At 54.4% G+C, this 18,588-nt stretch carries 15 protein-coding genes; 5 read left to right on the top strand and 10 right to left on the bottom strand.

Annotated features, from left to right (window positions below; genetic code table 11):
* Positions 1-686 precede the first annotated feature (686 nt).
* The 5 genes from SADFL11_RS23320 to SADFL11_RS23300 all read right to left on the bottom strand — a co-directional run bounded on the left by SADFL11_RS23320 (position 687) and on the right by SADFL11_RS23300 (position 5,564).
* Positions 687-1,349, bottom strand: a complete 663-nt coding sequence (locus SADFL11_RS23320; protein ID WP_008188811.1) for an aspartate/glutamate racemase family protein — start codon at positions 1,347-1,349, stop codon at positions 687-689.
* Positions 1,350-1,362: 13 nt separating this feature from the next.
* On the bottom strand, positions 1,363-2,202 hold the full coding sequence (locus tag SADFL11_RS23315) for an ABC transporter permease (protein WP_008189885.1): 840 nt from the start codon (positions 2,200-2,202) through the stop codon (positions 1,363-1,365).
* 3 nt (positions 2,203-2,205) lie between these two features.
* Entirely contained in the window at positions 2,206-3,141 is a 936-nt protein-coding gene (locus SADFL11_RS23310) for an ABC transporter permease (RefSeq protein WP_008194656.1), read from the bottom strand.
* A gap of 69 nt (positions 3,142-3,210) precedes the next feature.
* Positions 3,211-4,503 (bottom strand): ABC transporter substrate-binding protein, encoded by a 1,293-nt coding sequence (locus SADFL11_RS23305; protein WP_008196699.1) that lies wholly within the window; start codon positions 4,501-4,503, stop codon positions 3,211-3,213.
* Between the two features lie 68 nt (positions 4,504-4,571).
* Positions 4,572-5,564, bottom strand: a complete 993-nt coding sequence (locus SADFL11_RS23300; protein WP_008192570.1) for an ABC transporter ATP-binding protein — start codon at positions 5,562-5,564, stop codon at positions 4,572-4,574.
* A gap of 249 nt (positions 5,565-5,813) precedes the next feature.
* Here SADFL11_RS23300 and SADFL11_RS23295 point away from each other — a divergent pair, with 249 nt between their 5' ends.
* On the top strand, positions 5,814-6,551 hold the full coding sequence (locus tag SADFL11_RS23295; RefSeq protein WP_008194833.1) for a GntR family transcriptional regulator: 738 nt from the start codon (positions 5,814-5,816) through the stop codon (positions 6,549-6,551).
* A 550-nt stretch (positions 6,552-7,101) separates the two neighbouring features.
* Here SADFL11_RS23295 and SADFL11_RS23290 read toward each other — a convergent pair.
* The 4 genes from SADFL11_RS23290 to SADFL11_RS23275 form a co-directional block, all read right to left on the bottom strand.
* Positions 7,102-8,298, bottom strand: coding sequence for a hydantoinase/carbamoylase family amidase (locus tag SADFL11_RS23290; protein WP_040450918.1), 1,197 nt, complete (start codon positions 8,296-8,298; stop codon positions 7,102-7,104).
* Positions 8,299-8,780: 482 nt separating this feature from the next.
* A complete protein-coding gene (locus SADFL11_RS23285) occupies positions 8,781-10,736 on the bottom strand; it encodes a tripartite tricarboxylate transporter permease (protein ID WP_008192082.1) in 1,956 nt (651 codons plus the stop codon).
* Between the two features lie 75 nt (positions 10,737-10,811).
* On the bottom strand, positions 10,812-11,762 hold the full coding sequence (locus SADFL11_RS23280; protein WP_040450919.1) for a Bug family tripartite tricarboxylate transporter substrate binding protein: 951 nt from the start codon (positions 11,760-11,762) through the stop codon (positions 10,812-10,814).
* Between the two features lie 107 nt (positions 11,763-11,869).
* Positions 11,870-12,781, bottom strand: coding sequence for a hydroxyacid dehydrogenase (locus SADFL11_RS23275; RefSeq protein ID WP_008191944.1), 912 nt, complete (start codon positions 12,779-12,781; stop codon positions 11,870-11,872).
* A gap of 148 nt (positions 12,782-12,929) precedes the next feature.
* Here SADFL11_RS23275 and SADFL11_RS23270 point away from each other — a divergent pair, with 148 nt between their 5' ends.
* Together SADFL11_RS23270 and SADFL11_RS23265 are read left to right on the top strand one after the other, a co-directional pair.
* Positions 12,930-14,093 (top strand): mandelate racemase/muconate lactonizing enzyme family protein, encoded by a 1,164-nt coding sequence (locus SADFL11_RS23270; protein WP_008194301.1) that lies wholly within the window; start codon positions 12,930-12,932, stop codon positions 14,091-14,093.
* Between the two features lie 86 nt (positions 14,094-14,179).
* Positions 14,180-15,178, top strand: a complete 999-nt coding sequence (locus SADFL11_RS23265) for an aldo/keto reductase (RefSeq protein ID WP_008193494.1) — start codon at positions 14,180-14,182, stop codon at positions 15,176-15,178.
* Between the two features lie 210 nt (positions 15,179-15,388).
* Here the strand turns inward: SADFL11_RS23265 and SADFL11_RS23260 are convergent, their stop codons facing one another.
* Entirely contained in the window at positions 15,389-16,324 is a 936-nt protein-coding gene (locus SADFL11_RS23260; RefSeq protein ID WP_008192272.1) for a LysR family transcriptional regulator, read from the bottom strand.
* Between the two features lie 107 nt (positions 16,325-16,431).
* Between SADFL11_RS23260 and cuyA the strand changes: the two genes are divergently transcribed.
* Positions 16,432-17,475 carry a D-cysteate sulfo-lyase gene (gene cuyA / locus SADFL11_RS23255; RefSeq protein ID WP_008192535.1) on the top strand — a complete coding sequence of 348 codons (1,044 nt, stop codon included), beginning with the start codon at positions 16,432-16,434 and terminating at the stop codon, positions 17,473-17,475.
* Between the two features lie 69 nt (positions 17,476-17,544).
* Entirely contained in the window at positions 17,545-18,510 is a 966-nt protein-coding gene (locus tag SADFL11_RS23250; protein ID WP_040450920.1) for an ABC transporter substrate-binding protein, read from the top strand.
* The last annotated feature ends 78 nt before the right edge of the window (positions 18,511-18,588 follow it).

Here is an 18,588-nt window from a genome sequence, read left to right as displayed (position 1 = left end):
CGGAGACCACAAGGTATCAGCGAGACTACAGAGGCATACATCATATTAGTCACTGATTTCTTAGAAGTCGAATTCATGAAAGCCCTATCAAAGGGTCCGATTGATATTGATTATCTCTGGAAATTATTCCGAACCTCTGAAGAACTAGCAACAATCGGCGCAGTCGTCATGGCCCCGATATTTGATGGACTTCGTAGGATGACTAGGAAACTAGACTAGCGAGTATTTTCTATAAATGGAAGCTACATAATCTTGGCAAAGGAGCATTCTCATAGCAGCAGCAACGTGCAACACCCACTATGCCTGTGCGTGGTACACAAAGGCACACTTGACTGAAAAAAAATTTCAATTTAATCAATCACTTATGAGTGAAATTTACAAATCCCTCTCCCGCTACCAACATTTTCTCATACATCGTCTTTTGCGTACCTAGGCTTTTGGCTTCGTACAACTGCGTCAAAGCGATTGATGTCGCTAAGGAATGATCTCACCCTGATCCCCCTCTCCTCGCCCTTTAATCTGGCGACGATGATCTGCCATTTTTCATTCGCCTGGAAACCAACCTCGCCCAGCATAAAGCCAGACAGGCCACAGTGCAAAGATGATGAGGGGGCTGGGGGATGGGCGAAGGTCGAGGACGGTTCGAGTGGTGACCTGTTTCAGATTTTCATCTGAGCCCCGAACACCTACCGAATAGAAATCTCCGACAGCTTCACCGCAGACGCCACGCCATCGATGACCGGAATGTTGAAGCGCTTCGACAGATTTTTGGCAAGGTCAGCCATTCCGGCGCACCCCAGTGCGATAGCGCCGATGTCATCCTCCTCCAGTGCGGTCTCTATCTCGCGTTCTATCCGATGACGGGCATCGCTATCCGGGTCTTCCAGTGCCAGAACGGGGACCTCAGAGGCCCGGACCTTCGTGCATCGATTGGCAAGCCCGAAGCGCCGGAGATTATCCTCCAGAACGGGAACAGAAACAGAAAGAGTTGTCACAACGGAGAACTTCAGCGCGGTGATGGAGGCCATGTGATAGGCGGCCTCACCGATCCCAATGACCGGTATTCGCGACTTTTTTTTCAACTCAAACAGACCGGTGTCGTCAAAACAGGCGATAATAACGGCGGTAATCTTCGGATTGGCCTGCAGTGTCCGGTCAAAGAGATCAAACAGTCCTGGCAGTGCAGCGGCGCCATCGTCTGGGCCCTGGATGACCTTTGGACCTTCCGTAGGGTTGACGGCCGTAATTCTGGTTGCTGGGGAAGCCGCTTGGCGGGCGGCGACGGCAATCTTCTGCGTCATCGAAACCGTCGTGTTCGGATTGATGACGAGTATGTGGTGATGTGTCATCGGGTCACCGCCACTAGATCATGCCTTTGCCGGCATCCGACCCGTGCCTGGATCGCCGCCGGTTGATCAGCAACACGACTGTCAAAAAGATCCCGATGATCCCGAAGGAGAACAGCGTTGTCAGCGTTCCAAGCGCGAAGATGACTGGTGTCGTCACGTTCGTCGTCATGCCATAGATTTCAAGGGGCAGTGTGTTGTAGCTGCCTGCGGTGAGAAGCGTGCGGGCAAATTCGTCGTAGGACAGGGTGAACCCAAAAAGCGCCACGCCAATGAGCATTGGGGCGATGATCGGCAACACCACGTACCGGATGGTCTGCCACGCAGACGCACCTTGATCCCGCGCAGCTTCCTCATACGATTTGTCGAAGCGGTTGAAGACCGCAAACATGATGAGCAGCCCGAACGGCAGGGTCCAGGTGAGTTGAGATCCATATCCGGAGGTCGACCAATGCACAGCCAACCCGGCTTGGGAAAAAATCAGACCGACACCAAGGGAGATCAGAATGGATGGGATCACCAGGGACGTGATGATCAAATAAAAGAGAACGCTTGAGCCGGCAAAGCGTTTGCGGAACGCCAATCCTCCCATCACCGAGACAATCACCGTCGTCACCATCACCATAAGCCCAAGGGTTATGGACCGGAAGAAGCTACCCCAGATGTCTCCGACAGCCTGCTGTTCAAACAGATCGTGGAACCAATGGATCGACACGCCCCGCATGGGAAATGTCAATCCGCCGCCGGGACCTTGAAAACTCAGAATACCTATGGTGAGCGTTGGACCATAAAGGAACACCAAGAACAGCGCAAAGAACGTGGCTAGTACATAAAAGGATCGGCTGCGTTTTTCCATGGATCACAGCTCCTTTCGAATATCGACAAAGCGCAGCAGGACGGAGATCACCAAAAGCACCGTGATGAGAAGGATCACCGCGGTAGCAGCGGCTGAAGGATACTGCAAAAGCGCGATGTCATTGGAAATAAGACGGCCAACATTGGCCTTCTGGCTGCCGGACATGAATCGCACTGTGATGAAGTCTCCCATCACAAGCGTGACTACGAAAATGGAGCCGATCATGATGCCGGGTTTGGTCAGCGGAATGATGACGTTCGTAAGGGTCTGATAACCCGACGCGCCGGCGTCCCGCGCCGCTTCGATCAGGGATGTGTCGATCCGCATCATGGTGTTGAAGATCGGCACAACCATGAAAAGCGTGTACAGGTGAACGAAGGCTAGGATCACCGAGAAATCTGAAAAGAGCAGCCATTCCAATGGCTCATCGATGACGCCCATGGAAATCAAGGTGGAGTTGGCAATCCCGTTCCGCCCCAGAAAGGGGATCCAGGAAATCATGCGGATGATGTTGGACGTCCAAAACGGGATCGTGCAGAGCAAAAACAGCACGATCTGCCAAGTTAGTGAGCGCACATGAAATGCCAGGAAGTAGGCAACGGTGAAGCCGATTACCAATGTGAAAAACCAGGTAATCAAGGCATATTTGACGGTGTTCCAGAAGACTTGATAGGTAACCGGCGATGTCAGTAGGAACTCGTAATTGTCAAACTGGAACGCTGGATAGATCGAAAACTCGGTCGCCCTCCAAAAGCTGACGACAACAATCATGCAGATTGGAAGCACCAGGAAAAAAAATAGAACAACTGTGAGCGGTAGAGAAAGCAGCCAACCAGTCAGATTGTTCGGCAAACGGCTCCATTGAAACGCCGGCTTAGCCTTTTTGCCCGCGGCCGCCGCTGTTTGGGAATGAAGAAATAGATGGCTTTGGTCCGTCATGGAGCCTTTGTCCGTTAAACATGACAGGAAGTGCCCGGGGAACCCCGGGCACCAATTTTGGAAACAGGCTTAGGACGCGATGAACTCGTTCCACTTGCGGACCATGTACTGGTTCTCGTCCATAACCGCATTCCAGCAGGCAACAGCCCCCATGCGATCGTAGAACGACCCGCCATCGCGAACTGCACCGGCCTTTTCCATGACCGTTCCAAACGGGTTGGTGATGTCGCCTTCGGCAGCCTTACCTTCAAACCAGAAGCCCCACTCGTCTTCGGACATGAAGTTCTTAGACGTTTCCGGAACTGCAGAGTAATAGCCTTGGCGCATGAGGAAGCCGCCGACCCAGCCATCGAGATACCAGTTGATGTATTCGTAGGCTGCATCAAGCTCGAGACCGCTGAGGCTCTTGGACAGACCGATGCCGCCGCCCCAGCTGCGGTAGCCTTCTTCAAGCGGCTGGTAGACACAGGGGATTCCCTGTGAGCGAACAGCCGTGATGGCCGGAGACCACATGGACTGGATGACGACTTCACCCGACGCCATAAGGTTGACGCTTTCGTCGAATGTTTTCCAGAAAGCCCGGAACTGACCATTTTTCTTGGCTTCGGTGAAGATACCAAGGGTCAGATCGATCTCTTCCTTGGTCATGTTGCCCTTGTCCGGGTATTTGTATTCCCCCATGGATTCCACAACCATTGCCATGTCCATGATGCCGATCGACGAGATATCGAGGATCGATGCCTTGCCTTTGAATTCCGGATTGAGCAGCTCAGACCAGTTTGAGATCGGCCGGCCGATCAGATCAGGACGAATGCCCAAAGTATCGGCGTTGTAGATGGTCGGGATCAGCGTCATCCAGCCACTTTCGTTATCGACGAACGTTTTGCCGTCAACACCTTCCACAAAACCGACCGTATGCGGCGCCGTGCCTTGCGCGATCGTGCTTTCCGGTGTCAGTTTCCCGTTTCGGAAAATGCCGACGATTTTGTCGTAGTTTTTGATTTTCGACGTATCCATCGCCTGCAGGTTGCCGGTCGGCCAGACCTTTTTGCAGATCCAGTATTCAATATCGGCGATGTCGAAGCTGTCTGGCTGTGTGGCCGCACGCTGGGTGACGGCATCACTGTCAAGCGCCGTCATTTCCAGTGTGAAACCGAGGTCTTCCTTAACTTTTGCAGCAACCTCGTTGAGGTTGGATACGCCGGTTCCGAACTGGCGGAGCGTGACGTCCTTGATGTTCTGTGCCCAAATGGTTGGGAACCCGGTGATCGCTCCAGAGCCAAGCGCCGCGCCTGTTGCGGCCGCGCCCCCTTTGAGAATGCTCCGCCGGCTGATGCCTTTTTTGTCCAGTCTGTCTGTCATGGTCCTACTCCTGTTACCCCTCTTGGAGTCGTGTTGGCCCTTTGCAAGAAGGGCGTCATCGGCAACCGTCAGGCGGCCAATTGGTGAACATCTTCCGGCTTCCATTTGAGAAAGACGGTTGTCCCGATTTCGATAGGGTCTTGAAAGAACGTTTCTTCGCTGAGAGCGGCCGTCAGATCTCCGGCACCGTCTGCATCGAGCGCCAGATTGACGGTTGATCCGAGATACTCGACATCCACTACGCTGGCTGTGAGGTGATCAGCTGCTTGCGGTGCCGATTTGAGGACCTGTAACCTGTCCGCCCTCAAGGCGACACGTGCATTCTGGTGCTGAAGCACGTTGTGTCCACCGATAAACCGGGCGACGAATTCCGTGGTCGGCGCATTGAAGACAACCCGTGGACTGCCTGCTTGTTCGATCCTGCCGTTGTTCATGACGATAATGTCATCGGCAAGCGCAAGCGCCTCGTCCTGACTGTGGGTGACATGAATGAAGGAAATTCCGAGCTCACGCTGCAGCCGTTTCAGCTCAAGCCGCATCTTGATCCTCAAAAACGGATCAAGCGCTGACAAAGGCTCATCGAGCAGAAGAACCGAGGGCTCGGTGATGAGCGCGCGGGCAAGGGCAACCCGCTGCTGCTGCCCGCCAGACAACTGAGCTGGCAAGCGCACTGCATAATCGGCCATATCGACCAGTTCCAGCAACTGGAGAGCCTTCTTGTTGCGGTCGGCCAGACCTACGCCGCGCATCTTTTGGGAAAAACCGACATTGTCCAGGACCGACAAATGCGGGAAAAGCGCATAGTTCTGAAACATCATAGCCGTGCCCCGCTTTGCCGGAGGCAGGTCGGTGATATTCGAACCACCAAATATGATATCGCCGGCAGAGACCCCTTCATGGCCGGCGATCATGCGCAGCGTTGACGACTTTCCGCATCCGGATGGGCCAAGCAGGCACGAGTAGGACCCCGCGGAAAACCTGTGGTCAATGGCATCAACCGCAATCGTGGCACCATAGGCCTTGGTGACGGCTGCCAGTTCCAGCTCCAGGGATTGTACCATTTGCGAGGGCCTCCTTCACTCATTGCGATTTGAGACACTTCACGCAAACGGCGTGCCAAGGATAGATATCAGCGGATTTCTGAGGTTTCTGTCATGTTTTGACCGCGAGAGGATAAAGCGGCATTAATTATGTGCACAATTATCAGTCAAATAAAATACGTTATGACTAAATATTGTATACAGTCTGCGATTGCTGTGTCCGACCTGAACAGGTAAGGTCAACCAAATGCCGCACCGGGCAACATAAACATGACGATTTCTGTGACCGCATCCGATCCATCACAAACCACCCTGCATGAGGTATTTGCGCTCCCCCCGGGACGGACACTGGAGATTTGCCTCAACATTCAGGCTGCAATTTTGGAGCACAAGCTGGCTCCTGGCGTAAAACTGTCTGAAGATGAGGTCGGCGAAATCTACGGGGCAAGCCGCACTGTCGTCAGGGCGGCTCTTCAAGCCTTGGCGCATTCCGGTCTGATCAGCATGATCAAGAACCGGGGCGCTTACGTTGCTAAACCGACCATACGGGAAGCCCACGAAGTGTTTCAGGCTAGGGCCCTGATCGAGCCTGCAGTTGCGCGCCTTGCCGCCGATGCAATTACGGAAACACAGTTGGCAGATCTGAAAGCACATCTGGACGCGGAACACGCAGCCATCCACGCCTCGGATATGGGTCGTGCGCTGATGCTGTCCGGTTCGTTTCATACTGCAATAGCAGAAATCGCCGATCACCGGATATTCACTGGCATGGTTCGGTCACTGATTTCCCGGTCGTCACTTATCATTGCGCTTTATTGGAAGAGGTCAGACACCGCCTGTGAAAGCCATTCACATCATGCCCTCTTGGACGCATTTGAAAAACGGGACGGGGCCGAGGCCGAACAGGTCCAGAAAAGCCACATCATCGATTTGCACTCTGGTTTGGACCTGCGTGGAGAACAGGTTTTGAACCGATCCTTGCGCGATGCACTCGGGCCACGCAAGTAAGCTCGAGATTTCATGCAGAGGTCGAAGCAGAGCGCAACATGTGACATTGCAATTCTTAAAACCACGGTGAAAGTCGCTCCCTCTACAACCCGTCCACCGGCGACCTGCCGGTGTTCATGCACACGAAAACCGAGTTGGCCAAAAAGACGTCAAGTAGACCAACCGGGGCGCAGGTAATGGAGATGCTGGAGGACCGGTTCGTATATGGAACTCTTATGAACTCCAGAGTTCTGGCGGAGGGAGGTGAGCAGTCGAAAGAAACACGCGAAGCACATCGCAACCTCCCGCTTCTGGGAGTTCCAAACCCACAAACAACACTTTACGTTATGTTTGAGCGTACAAGATCGGGGTCGTGTTATGAGGACACCCCGATCTCTTGCTTGAGCAGTCCACGGAAAACGGGCACGGTTTTCGAACGCTCAAGACACAGATTACAATGGTCCGTGACATAGATGCTTAGACCGACTGCAGACTAAATCGATGATTGAAGGGTACACTTTACTCGAAAAAGCGATATCCGTGGACTGAATTCGGTTATTTGATGACTGTTTCAGCTTAGTCGGCTGACGGCATCCGCCAGAACGCGCAGGCCGATGATCAAGTCAGCCTCGTTCGTGTCTTCGGCAAAATCGTGGCTGATCCCTCCGATCGACGGGACAAACACCATGGCCGCCGGCATCAAACAGGCCATGTTTGAGGCATCGTGCAAGGCGCCGGACGGCATCTCGCGCCATTTGCCGGAAGCCTGTGCCTCAGCTCCGGCGCACAGGGCCGCGCGTAAGGTTGCATCCATCGGCACTGGTTGAAGTGCCTTGATGGGAACGATCTCCGCCGTCATCCCATGTTCTTCTGCGATCCCAGAAACAAGATCGCGAATGAGGGTTTCCATCCGGGCAAGCCGATCGTCATCAACATCGCGCCATTGCACGTCGAACACCACTTCACCTGGCACGATGGAAGGAGCATTGGGCCGCAAATGTACCCGTCCAATCGTCCAGACAGTGCGGGGCGTTACAATGTTTCGAAGACGGTCGTTGATCGCGGTGTTGAACGCCGACAGTGCTTGAAACGCATCCTTTCGCTGATGCATGAGTGTCGTTCCGGCATGGTTTTGCTGACCGGTCAGGGTCACTTGCAGCTGCCTGGACCCAACGATGTCCGTAACAACGCCAATCGCCTCCCCTGCCTCGTCCAGCGTGCTGCCCTGTTCGATATGCAATTCGATGAACCCAGTGAATTGGGCGTGCGGTATGAGCTCACCCGTAAGATCCGCCATCGCAGACCGTGCCTCACGGAAGGAAACCCCGTTCACGTCGGTGAAAGTGTCAGCCTCGGCCAGTGTGGTCTTGCCTGAATAAATGCTGGATCCTGTCAGAACCCCGAAGCGCCCCTCCTCGTCCTGAAAGTTCACGATGGAAACTGGAGGACCACCTGTTTCTTTTGCAGCCCGCGCAATCTCCAAAGCGGCAATGACACCCAAGGCCCCGTCCAGCCAGCCACCTTCAGTTTGCGTGTCGCTGTGAGACCCCAAAAGAATGGATGGTTCATCAGCCAGGCCAAAAACGTTGCCCGCCGGGTCCACATGCGGGGCAAGACTGGCCGCCGCCAACTGGTCGAACAGCCACGTCCGGGCCGCGACGTCTGGGTCCGAAAAGGCCGGGCGCACCACGCCCTTGCCCACACCACTCGCGCCGAAGGATCGTAAGGTGTGAAGATCTTGCAAAAACCTATCTGGCTGAACCTGCATCCTGACCTTTCCAAACTCAAAAAAAACGAAAGCCCGAGACTTTCCGCATTTCAACAATCTTTGTCGATGCTGCAACCCAATTGCGCGTCGTTCAAGGCAACTCATTCATGAGTTAACCGGAAGGCTATATCGTCAAACGGAGCCTCGCTCCTTTGTTCCTACTGTCCATTCAGCTGCGCCGGCTGGTGCTCGCCTAAAAGCTACAAACAAATGCTCCCGTTCGCCATAGCCGGTTCGAAGCGCATTGCGATCGTTGTGAGGGCGATCACCTGATACTTCCCTCCAGTCTTCACATAACTTGCATAAAAGATCCGTTGTCCGGTGTACGCGCCAAATCGGTTCTTCGCGTTGACCGAGCCGCAGGTTTTTCACAGCCGTACCGCCCTCGATTTCATTCACCAAGTCGAACGTGAACACGGCTGAATAGGGATCGACGAGCATCTCAGCCGTTTTTGTCCTTACAGCCTGCTCAAATGCAGGACCTATGGCAAAGGCACAGACAAAACTTCGCTAAACAGCAGCGTGCAGGCGACAATTACAGCGGTCACGCTCAGGAGCAGGATTGCCCAGTTTTTCAGTGAAAATCGGTCATGCTGTGCAACAACGGTCAAAACGAGACCCAGGAGAACTGCTGTTGGTCCAAACCCGAGAACCGGAAACAAAAAAACTGCGCCCAGCATAACCAAAGGCAGCGCTGTCATGCGGATCCATGATCCTTCCACCGCAAACTCCGTCACATGCCTGGTCGCCACCAACCTTAAAAGGGCCAGGCCGACAACGACAGCCATTGCCATCGCGATCGTCCGGGGAAACACTGCGGCTTCAGGGTTCAGGCCAGCCGATTGCTGCAGAGCCAGCAGCGCAATACCACCGGCAATCAGCAGCCCAAGCAGATCTCTCAGGATAGCGGGTTTGGACGCGCGTTCGCGTTCATCTGCCGGCGTCACGGTGCTCTTGGAAACAAGCTGTTTCAAACGCGGCAGGAACGGATAGAAAAAGGTCAGAAGCGTCAGTGCAATGATGGCCATTGACAGCGGCCGTCCAAAGAATTGCCCCCAAAGATTTCCAATCGCGTCACCAATCGTCCAGCTTTGGACAAAGCCTTGCTCTGCAATCCGGCCGAGGATCAATCCAAGGACGATGGGCGACACTGAAAACCCACGCTTGCCGGCAACCCAGCCGACAATGCCAAGCACAATCATGATTGCGATATCGGACAAGCTGTTGCGGATCGCAAACGTGCCGATCACCGTCATGAACGCCACGATCGGGACGAGTGCAGCTTTCGGCGCGCGCACGATGGCACCATAAGCGAAGCGGCCAATCATCAATCCGACGGGCAACATCAGGACAGTGGCAAGTAAAAGGCCGAAGATGAAGGTGTAAACGATGTTGGCACCATCGGCGAAGAGGCTTGGCCCCGTCCGCACACCTTGAACCAGCAACGCCCCCAAGATAACCGCATCCGGCGGGGTCCCCGGAATGCCTAGGACAAGGGTGGGAATAAAGCCACCGCCAACCGTGGCATTGTTTGCGGATTCCGTCGCGATGATCCCCCCCGGGTTACCCTCGCCATAGGGCGGTTTGCCCTTGTTGGTGCGCCGTGCCTCTGAATACGCAACCAGGCCCGCGATCGAGCCACCTGCGCCTGGAAGTGCTCCAACCATCGTGCCAATGACAGAGCTGCGCATCACATTGATTTTGTTCTTCAAGAGGAGGCCAAATGCTTCTGGGAGCCGGAATCCCCGTGTTTGCTCCGGCGCCTTGAGGTGTCTGTCCGGAGTTGCCACCAGGTCAATGAGCACCGGTATGCAGTAGAGACCAATCAGGGCCGATACTGTCTCAACTCCGCCCAAAAGCACATTTGACCCAAATGTGAAACGAACCTCCGCACTCGTTTCGGAAATTCCAATCATCGCCAGCAACAGCCCGAAGCAGGCTCCGATCACGCCTTTCAAAAAATCCCCTGTCGACAGCGCTGCAATCAGCGAAAGTCCAAAGACTGCCAGCCAGAAATACTCCACAGGACCGAATGCCAGGGCGGCTTCTGCCAATGGTGGCGCCAAGAACAAGAGCGCCAAAGCACCGACGAGCCCGCCGATGACCGAGGAGATACATGCGACCGATACAGCTAAATCACCATCGCCACGTTTTGCCATCGGATAACCGTCGAAGGTGGTCGCAATCGCCGACGGTGTTCCGGGCGTGTTCAACAAGATGGCGGCATAAGCGCCGCCATAAATCGCCCCGGTATAAATCGCCCCCATGAGAATGAGAGCGCTGTCCGCCGACATCGTGAACGTCAGCGGCACAAGCACGGCGACTGCCATGGTCGCAGTCAGTCCTGGAATGGAACCGATGATCGTTCCTGCAGCCACGCCCAATAGGGCAAGCAGCAGGTTCAGCGGTGACAAAGCACCGATGATAAACTCGAGCATGAATTCCTCCCGGGAGAGACGCGGAACGTCACAGGTGTGAGGATGAAGGCGCAAACAGCGCCTTCATCAATTTTATCATTCGATAATGCCAGCCGAACGCGCGGCGTTAAGATATCCTTCGGCCTTATCCGAGATGAAGGCGTCCATTTCAGCCCCGTAGCCAACGTCTACAAGCGCAAAGCCACCATCGAGCATCTGTTTTTGGAAATCCGGATCTGCATTGATGGCCTTGATTGCATCAGAAACCTGCGTCCGGACCTCTTCGGAAGCAGAGTTCGGCACAGCTATGCCGCGGTAGGCACCGGACACCATGTCGTAGCCCAGCTCGCGAAAGGTCGGGACATCAGGGAACGCCGGGTGGCGGTCTTCCATCGCAACAGCCAGCAAGCGGACCTTGTCTCCCTGTGCAGCACCAACTGTGGTGTAACCCCAAGCCGCCTTCACCTGCTTGCCAAGAAGAGCAGTTACAGACGCCCCCGTGCCTTTAAACGAGACGTATGTGCTCTCCATTCCTGCCATCTCATCAAACTGGACTTGCGCCAGATGGTTGGCAGTCCCTTTGCCTGAGCCGGAGAAGATTACCTGTTTCGGGTTGGCCTTGGCGTCGTCGATCAGATCCTGAAGCGTCAAGTATGGGCTGTCCGCCGTAACCACGATGGCATCCGGCGTGTAGTGGAACATATAGACGGCAGCCAGGTCCTCTGTTTGAAACCCGACATCACCTTGTTTTGGCTTGATAATAATATGGGGAAGGTTGATCCCCATAATGACGGATCCGTCGCCCGCCATGTTGTTCAGTTGCGACCAGCCGACGGCACCGCCACCACCAGGCTGGTAATTGACAACCATTTGTTCGCCGTAGAGCTTCTCAAAGAATGGCTGCTGGAAACGCGCCGTTATGTCGGATTCTCCACCCGGGCCAAAAGGAATGATGTAATCAACACTTCCGCTTGGAAATTCTTCCGCAGATGCTGCGCCGGCGAACACCGCCAGTGTCGCCGCCAATAAGGCAGACTTAAGTTTCATGCTTATTTCCTCCCTGTTGAAATGCATGTATTTTCGATCTTTTTTTTGATCTTAGGCATTCAACATCGCTCTCGTCACGCGTTTTTACGTAAGGGAGCCGGAAAAACTCACACACCTTCTTTGGCCAAAACTTTCAATACGTTTTCTACCGTCACATGACTGACACGCACATTCGCCTGCCTTGTGACACCTGCAATATGCGGTGTCAGAATGAGATTTGGACAGTCCTTGAAGACGGCGGCTGCGGCATGATCGAGGGGCTCCTTTGCAAATACATCTATTGCGGCCCCAGTTAATCGACCGGATTTGAGCGCGCTGACGAGCGCAGGTTCGTCCACAATTTCACCTCGCGCCGTGTTGATGAGCAATGCACTGGATTTCATCTTTGAGAGCTCGCTCGCACCAATCAGCCCAGCCGTGGCATCGGTAAACGGAACGTGCAGCGACATGACATCTGCTCTTGCGAGAAGGTCCTCAAGACCGCAGGATTGGACGTGGGTCCACGCAGGGTCCGTATCGGCCAGGTAAGGATCGAAGGCGATGATTTTCATGCCAAATGCAAGCCCAACCTGAGCCACCGCCTGAGCAATTTCCCCATACCCAAGAAGACCAAGCGTCAGCCCCTGGACTTCGCCGCCTGCGCCAAGTGCAGTGCGAGGCCAATTCCCATCCAGCATTTCCTGGTTTGAGGTGTAGGCTCCGCGCCGCAAAACCAGCATAGCCCCCAAAACATATTCCACGACTGATTGCGTGTTGGCACCGGTCGCGGGTCTAACACTGACACCTCTTTTGGCGCATGCACCGAGATCAATGTTCTCCAGACCCACGCCCAGCCGACCAATCACACGCAAATTTGGCGCCGCATCCAGGAGGCGAGCGCCGACCTGCGTCCGGTTCCGCACGATCAATGCATCTGCATCAGCAAGTTTTTGAAACAGCCTTTCTTCATCATCAACCAACGACGGATCGTAGATAACCTGGAATGCAGGCCCGAATTTCTGAAGGGCGGCTTCATCCATGAACTCTGAAACAACAACTTTTTTTTCCAATTGCGCTTCCCTCCTCATCCCCCGCATTGGCGACCGACCCATATAAGCCGATACATCCGAGGCGACCAAGGCCAGGCCGGCCAGTTCACCCGTAGAATTCAATACAAGGAGATCTCAATTGCGCATCGTCGATATAAGGGAAGTGACCAAGCCAATCTCTTCGCCGATCAGAAATGCTTACATTGATTTCAGCAAAATGACCGCGAGCCTTGTAGCCGTCATCACAGATGTCGAGCGGAATGGCAGACGCGTCGTCGGATATGGTTTCAATTCAAATGGCCGTTATGGACAGGGCGGGCTTATCCGCGAGCGCTTCCGCAGCCGCATTCTTGACGCTGACCCGAAACAACTCCTCAACCAAGCTGGCAGCAACTTCGATCCTCACGCCATCTGGGGAACGATGATGCAAAATGAAAAGCCGGGAGGCCATGGAGAAAGATCTGTTGCTGTCGGCACGATCGATATGGCGGTTTGGGACGCGGTTGCAAAGATCGAGGACAAGCCGCTGTTCCGCTTGCTCGCAGATAAAAAAGGGCTTCAGGCCAATCCAAAGGTCTTCGTTTATGCAGCGGGTGGATATTACTATCCCGGAAAGGATGATGCTGCGTTGCGCGCGGAAATGCGCAGCTACGTTGATCGGGGTTATACGGTCGTAAAAATGAAAATCGGCGGCGCGTCGATTGAAGAAGACCAGCGCCGGATCGAGTCCGTGCTCAACGAGATTAATGGCGATGCCCAACTCGCCGTTGACGCGAACGGCCGGTTCGATCTGGAAACGGCGATTGCCTACGCCAAAATGCTGCGGCGCTATCCGCTGTTCTGGTTTGAAGAGATCGGTGATCCATTGGACTACCAGCTTCAGGCGGCGATGACAGAGTTTTACCCGGCACCGATGGCAACCGGAGAGAACCTGTTCTCCCACCTGGATGCTCGCAACCTGCTGCGATATGGCGGCATGCGCCCTGACCGTGACTGGCTGCAATTCGATTGCGCGTTGTCCTATGGCCTCGTGGAATATCTTCGCACGCTGGACGTATTGCATGAACACGGCTGGTCGCCAACCCGATGCATCCCCCATGGCGGACATCAGATGTCGCTGAACATCGCGGCAGGACTGGGTCTTGGCGGTAACGAAAGTTACCCGGATCTCTTTCAACCCTACGGCGGATTTCCAGATGGAGTTGATGTGATTGATGGGCATATCATCATGCCTGAACTGCCCGGCATCGGATTTGAGGGCAAGTCAGATCTGATCACGGTTATGCGGGATCTCGCTGAATGAGCTCCCGACCAGAATCCAGATGTTTGATATTTCAAGACAAGAGCTTAAAAAGGCCATGTCGGGGTTTAGAGTGGGGATAGGCAAAAGTGAAAAAACGGAAACTGGGAGCCAATGGGCCGGAGGTAGGCGCGATCGGCTTTGGAGCCATGTCGTTCTCCGACATGTACGGACCAACGAATGAAACAGAAAGCCACGCCATTCTCGACGCCTGCCGTGACCTCGGAGTAACTCACCTGGACACCGCAAATGTCTACGGCATGGGGAAATCGGAGACGGCGATTGGCACTTATCTGAAAGCCAATCCCGGTACGCGGGACGAATTTGTTATCGCAACAAAAGCCAGCATCACCCGCGATCCTGAAGGGAACCGGAGTTTCGACAACTCGGCAGAGCACTTGGAAAGTGAACTGGACAAGTCTCTGGAACGGCTCGGTCTGGAGTACGTGGACCTGTTCTACGCCCATCGCCGTGATCCGCGCTTCAGCCCGGAAGAAACGGCTGCCAATCTTGGCCGGCTGGTAAAAAAGGGCAAAGCCCGCGCAATCGGCTTGTCGGAAGTGGCACCTTCGACCCTTCGGCGCGCCATGAAAGCCTTTCCAATTGCCGCCGTTCAGTCGGAGTATTCCCTTTCGACCCGGTTTCCAGACCTCGGACTGGTTCAAACCTGCGCTGAACTCGGGGTGACCATGGTCGCGTTTTCTCCGGTTGGCCGTTCGCTGTTGACCGACAACCCGATCCCAAGCGACCGCATTCCAAAACTGCCATTTCTCGCCGGAAACCCGCGCTTTGTGGAGCCGAACCTATCAGAAAATCTACGAATATTGGGAGCATTTCGGAGACTCGCATCTGAGATGGGGACAACCGCTGCGGGGCTGGCAAATGCCTGGCTGTTGACACGCGGACAGCATGTGATCCCGATCCCGGGCACGCGGTCGGTGGGTCACTTGAAAGAATGTATATCCGGGGCAACTCTCGATCTTTCAACTGCCGATCTGGATCGTATCGAGTCGGTTTTGCCAGTTGGCTGGGCCCATGGTGATCGGTATTCAGACGCCCAGTGGATCGGACCAGAACGATATTGTTGAAAAAGGACGGCTTCGGCAAATGCCTAAGGATCTAATGAAGATCAAAGTTATAGAAGTATGGCAGTCAGAGCTCGCCGCCCTCGGCAAAACAATAAGTTTAGAGTGCAATTCCATAGGTACCCTTATGTCGGATGCTGTGACAGATGGGATACTCTAAGAAGCCGCAGCCTTCCGTGCTTTATAGACATAAGAAGTGGCTGCAAGAAGCCACTACATAATCGGATTTCGCGTCTCCAAGAAAGACCAGATTGAGCGGGTCAATCGATTGGTGTGCTTGTCGTTCCGGAACAACGTGATTTCCAATGGAACAGACCATTCAGGCCGCCCGGTCTGCACCAGTGCTCCGGACCGGATATCCTGCGCGACAAGGGTTTCAGGCAACCAGGCGACACCCATCCCGTCGCGCGCGCGGATCCTCAATGCCCCTGCCATGGCATTTTCATAAACGACCCGCAAACGCTCCTGGATTTTTTCTTGCTCAAACAGAGACCCAAGATGCTGACCGATTGGCGCCTCATCACCAAAGCGCAGAAACGGCAACTCCAAAAGGCCTGAATTCAAATCAAAGAGCGGGGCACCGTCAGGCGTCGGTTTCGACACTGGGATCAAAGTGTCCTGGCCGATTTTTAGGGTTTCAAGCGGCAGTGCGTTGCTGCGCGCCATTCGGCGTCCGGTGTCACAATAGCGGACGTGCGCACTCTCATAAGCGATTACAAAATCGACATCACCATTTTGCAGATCCCGTAAGCAGTTTGGCAAATCGTCTGCCCGGAGGCGTGACAAGATGGGACCGTAGGTTTCCTCAAAACTCTGAAGCCACGTGGGATAAAACCGCCACCCGATGGAATGCTGGGCACCGAAAGTCACCACATACTTGTCAGGCAAGGATTGGGCCTCAAGCAACTGGCTCCGTTCGTGCTCAACCCGGTCCAGCGCCTGTGTGCCCGCTTCCAGCATTTGCAAGCCAGCCGGTGTTAGGCGCACAGGCTGACGGGATCTATCGACCAATGTCACGCCGACCCAGGCTTCAAGCGAACGAATGCGTCGGCTGAATGCTGACTGACTCAGATTGCACAGTTGCGCGGCCTGGGAGAAGTTACCCGTCTGGCTCAGGCGAAGAAGGTCCCGGAAAAGATAGAGATCCATACTCAGATTATGCAAATATTGCATAATGTAATGCAACCATAAAATTGGACGGCCCTTTTTTATTGCCTCATTCTTGGTCGTGAGGAAAAACTAAGCAGATCGAGCCAATGTCCGTTGCAACAATAAATTTCAAGACCAAGCCACGTATTGATTTGGAGCCGTTTCCACGCATTAGCCTATGCCACCAACCAACGCCGATCGAGGAGATGCCACGCCTGACGGCGCATCTGAATGGGCCCAAACTGTTCATCAAACGAGATGATTGCACCGGACTTGCAACAGGGGGCAACAAAACTCGCAAGCTCGAGTTCTTGATGGGAGATGCTCTGCGTGTAAACGCCGACATGGTCGTTACTCAAGGTGCAGTCCAATCCAATCATGTCCGCCAAACCGCTGCCGCCGCGTGCCGATTGGGCCTGGATTGCCACGTTCTTTTGGAGCGCCGCGTCCCAGACCGGGATCCCGCCTACGAGGAGACAGGCAATGTCTTTCTCGACAAGCTGTTTGGCGTCACCTACGAGTTTCGCCCCGACGGCCTTGACATGAACGCGGAAGCAGAAGCCGTCACACAGCGCCTTCGTGCAGAAGGTCGGCAGCCTTACTTCATCCCCGGTGGAGGATCGAATGCCATTGGCGCTTTGGGTTATGCCAACTGTGCCCAGGAAATCGCGGACCAGTGCGCAGAAACGGGCCAAACCTTCCAATGGCTGGTCATGGGCACCGGCAGTTCGGGCACACAAGCAGGACTGGTCGCAGGATTTCACGTTCTGGGATACGACCTCCCCGTTATGGGCGTCAGTGTGCGCCAACCGCACGATCGGCAAGTTGCTGCCGTGTATGCCACAACGGAAAAAACACTCAAAAAACTGGGAGGCACATCCATCGAAAAGGGGAAGATCCTCGTCGATGATGGGTATGTCGGAGAAGGCTACGGCCTGCCAGCTGAAACCACCCTTGAAGCCATTCACCTGACAGCGCGTCAGGAAGGGATTCTTCTCGATCCGGTCTATTCGGCCAAGGGCATGGCCGGCCTGATCGGCCTTATCAGGAAGGGCTTCTTCTCATCTGATGACAATGTCCTCTTTTTGCATACAGGCGGATCAACATCCCTGTTTGCCTATGAAGATCAGATACTTGGGAGCATGGGATAACCGGACAAACCGGAGCCCGATGAACAAAAAGCCGCAAAATACCGGCACCTTTCACCAGAGGAGTTGAACATGAACACGAGTTTGAAAAGCATAACACTAGCCACGGCAATCAGCGCAATGACGCTGCCCGCGTTTGCTGCCGAGGAAGTGAAGATCGGTGTCCCGAGTTGGACCGGGGCGCAAGCGATAGCGCACCTTTTGGGCGCTGTGGTGGAGATGCGGATTGGCGGCAAGGCGGAAATGATCCCGGGCAACAACGCGACCATTTTCCAGGCCATGGACCAAGGCAAGGGAGACATTGACGTTCACCCGGATGTCTGGCTGCCAAATCAGGAAAGCTTTACCAAGAAATACGTGGATGAAGCGGGAACGGTGACCCTGTCTTCAAACCCTTACGAGGGCAATCAGGGCTTCTGCGTTTCCAAGGATTTTGGTGAGGCCAACAACATCACGGATATTGCCGACCTTGGCCGACCAGACGTTGCAGCAATGATGGACAGTGATGGCAACGGCAAAGGAGAAATGTGGATCGGCGCACCCGGCTGGGCTTCTGCGAATGTGAATGAAGTCAAGGTGCGCGACTATGGCCTGATGGACTTCATCGAGCCAATCCGAGCAGAAGAGAGCGTCAAGACTGCACGGGTCAAGGATTCTATTGCAAAGGGCGAAGGCTATGCTTTCTATTGCTATAAGCCTCACGCCATCTGGTACATGTTTGACGTCAAGATGCTGACAGAACCGGCTTACGACCCGGAGAAATATGTCATGGTTCAACCCTCCGATGACGCGGACTGGTTCAGCAAGTCGAATGTGGCCACCAAAGATGCCTTGAAGAAGGTCCAAATTGCCTGGTCGAACTCCCTAGCGGACAGATCCCCGGCGATAGCCGAGTTTTTTGCGAACTTTTCGTTGAGTGCCGACGATGTCAGCAATTTCGCATATGAGATCAGCGGCAAGGGCCGGGAGCCAGCAGAAGTTGCGAAGGAATGGGTCGAGGCAAACCCGGACCGGGTTGATGAATGGCTGGGTCTTTGAACCGCCAAGCTTGATATTCTTGGTGCCGGCTCAGCCGGCACCATTTGCTTTCTAGCATCGCAATTGGCGTCAACAATT

It is taken from the genome of Roseibium alexandrii DFL-11 (assembly GCF_000158095.2).
Taxonomy (GTDB): domain Bacteria; phylum Pseudomonadota; class Alphaproteobacteria; order Rhizobiales; family Stappiaceae; genus Roseibium; species Roseibium alexandrii.
This window is presented reverse-complemented; position numbering and strand designations above follow the sequence as displayed.

What these genes read in the sequence shown, in the direction of transcription:
- SADFL11_RS23320 (WP_008188811.1), bottom strand. Translation starts at nt 1,349, where the DNA reads ATGACACATCACCACATACTCGTCATCAATCCGAACACGACGGTTTCG.
- SADFL11_RS23315 (WP_008189885.1), bottom strand. Translation starts at nt 2,202, where the DNA reads ATGGAAAAACGCAGCCGATCCTTTTATGTACTAGCCACGTTCTTTGCG.
- SADFL11_RS23310 (WP_008194656.1), bottom strand. Translation starts at nt 3,141, where the DNA reads ATGACGGACCAAAGCCATCTATTTCTTCATTCCCAAACAGCGGCGGCC.
- SADFL11_RS23305 (WP_008196699.1), bottom strand. Translation starts at nt 4,503, where the DNA reads ATGACAGACAGACTGGACAAAAAAGGCATCAGCCGGCGGAGCATTCTC.
- SADFL11_RS23300 (WP_008192570.1), bottom strand. Translation starts at nt 5,564, where the DNA reads ATGGTACAATCCCTGGAGCTGGAACTGGCAGCCGTCACCAAGGCCTAT.
- SADFL11_RS23295 (WP_008194833.1), top strand. Translation starts at nt 5,814, where the DNA reads ATGACGATTTCTGTGACCGCATCCGATCCATCACAAACCACCCTGCAT.
- SADFL11_RS23290 (WP_040450918.1), bottom strand. Translation starts at nt 8,298, where the DNA reads ATGCAGGTTCAGCCAGATAGGTTTTTGCAAGATCTTCACACCTTACGA.
- SADFL11_RS23285 (WP_008192082.1), bottom strand. Translation starts at nt 10,736, where the DNA reads ATGCTCGAGTTTATCATCGGTGCTTTGTCACCGCTGAACCTGCTGCTT.
- SADFL11_RS23280 (WP_040450919.1), bottom strand. Translation starts at nt 11,762, where the DNA reads ATGAAACTTAAGTCTGCCTTATTGGCGGCGACACTGGCGGTGTTCGCC.
- SADFL11_RS23275 (WP_008191944.1), bottom strand. Translation starts at nt 12,781, where the DNA reads ATGGATGAAGCCGCCCTTCAGAAATTCGGGCCTGCATTCCAGGTTATC.
- SADFL11_RS23260 (WP_008192272.1), bottom strand. Translation starts at nt 16,324, where the DNA reads ATGGATCTCTATCTTTTCCGGGACCTTCTTCGCCTGAGCCAGACGGGT.
- cuyA (WP_008192535.1), top strand. Translation starts at nt 16,432, where the DNA reads ATGTCCGTTGCAACAATAAATTTCAAGACCAAGCCACGTATTGATTTG.
- SADFL11_RS23250 (WP_040450920.1), top strand. Translation starts at nt 17,545, where the DNA reads ATGAACACGAGTTTGAAAAGCATAACACTAGCCACGGCAATCAGCGCA.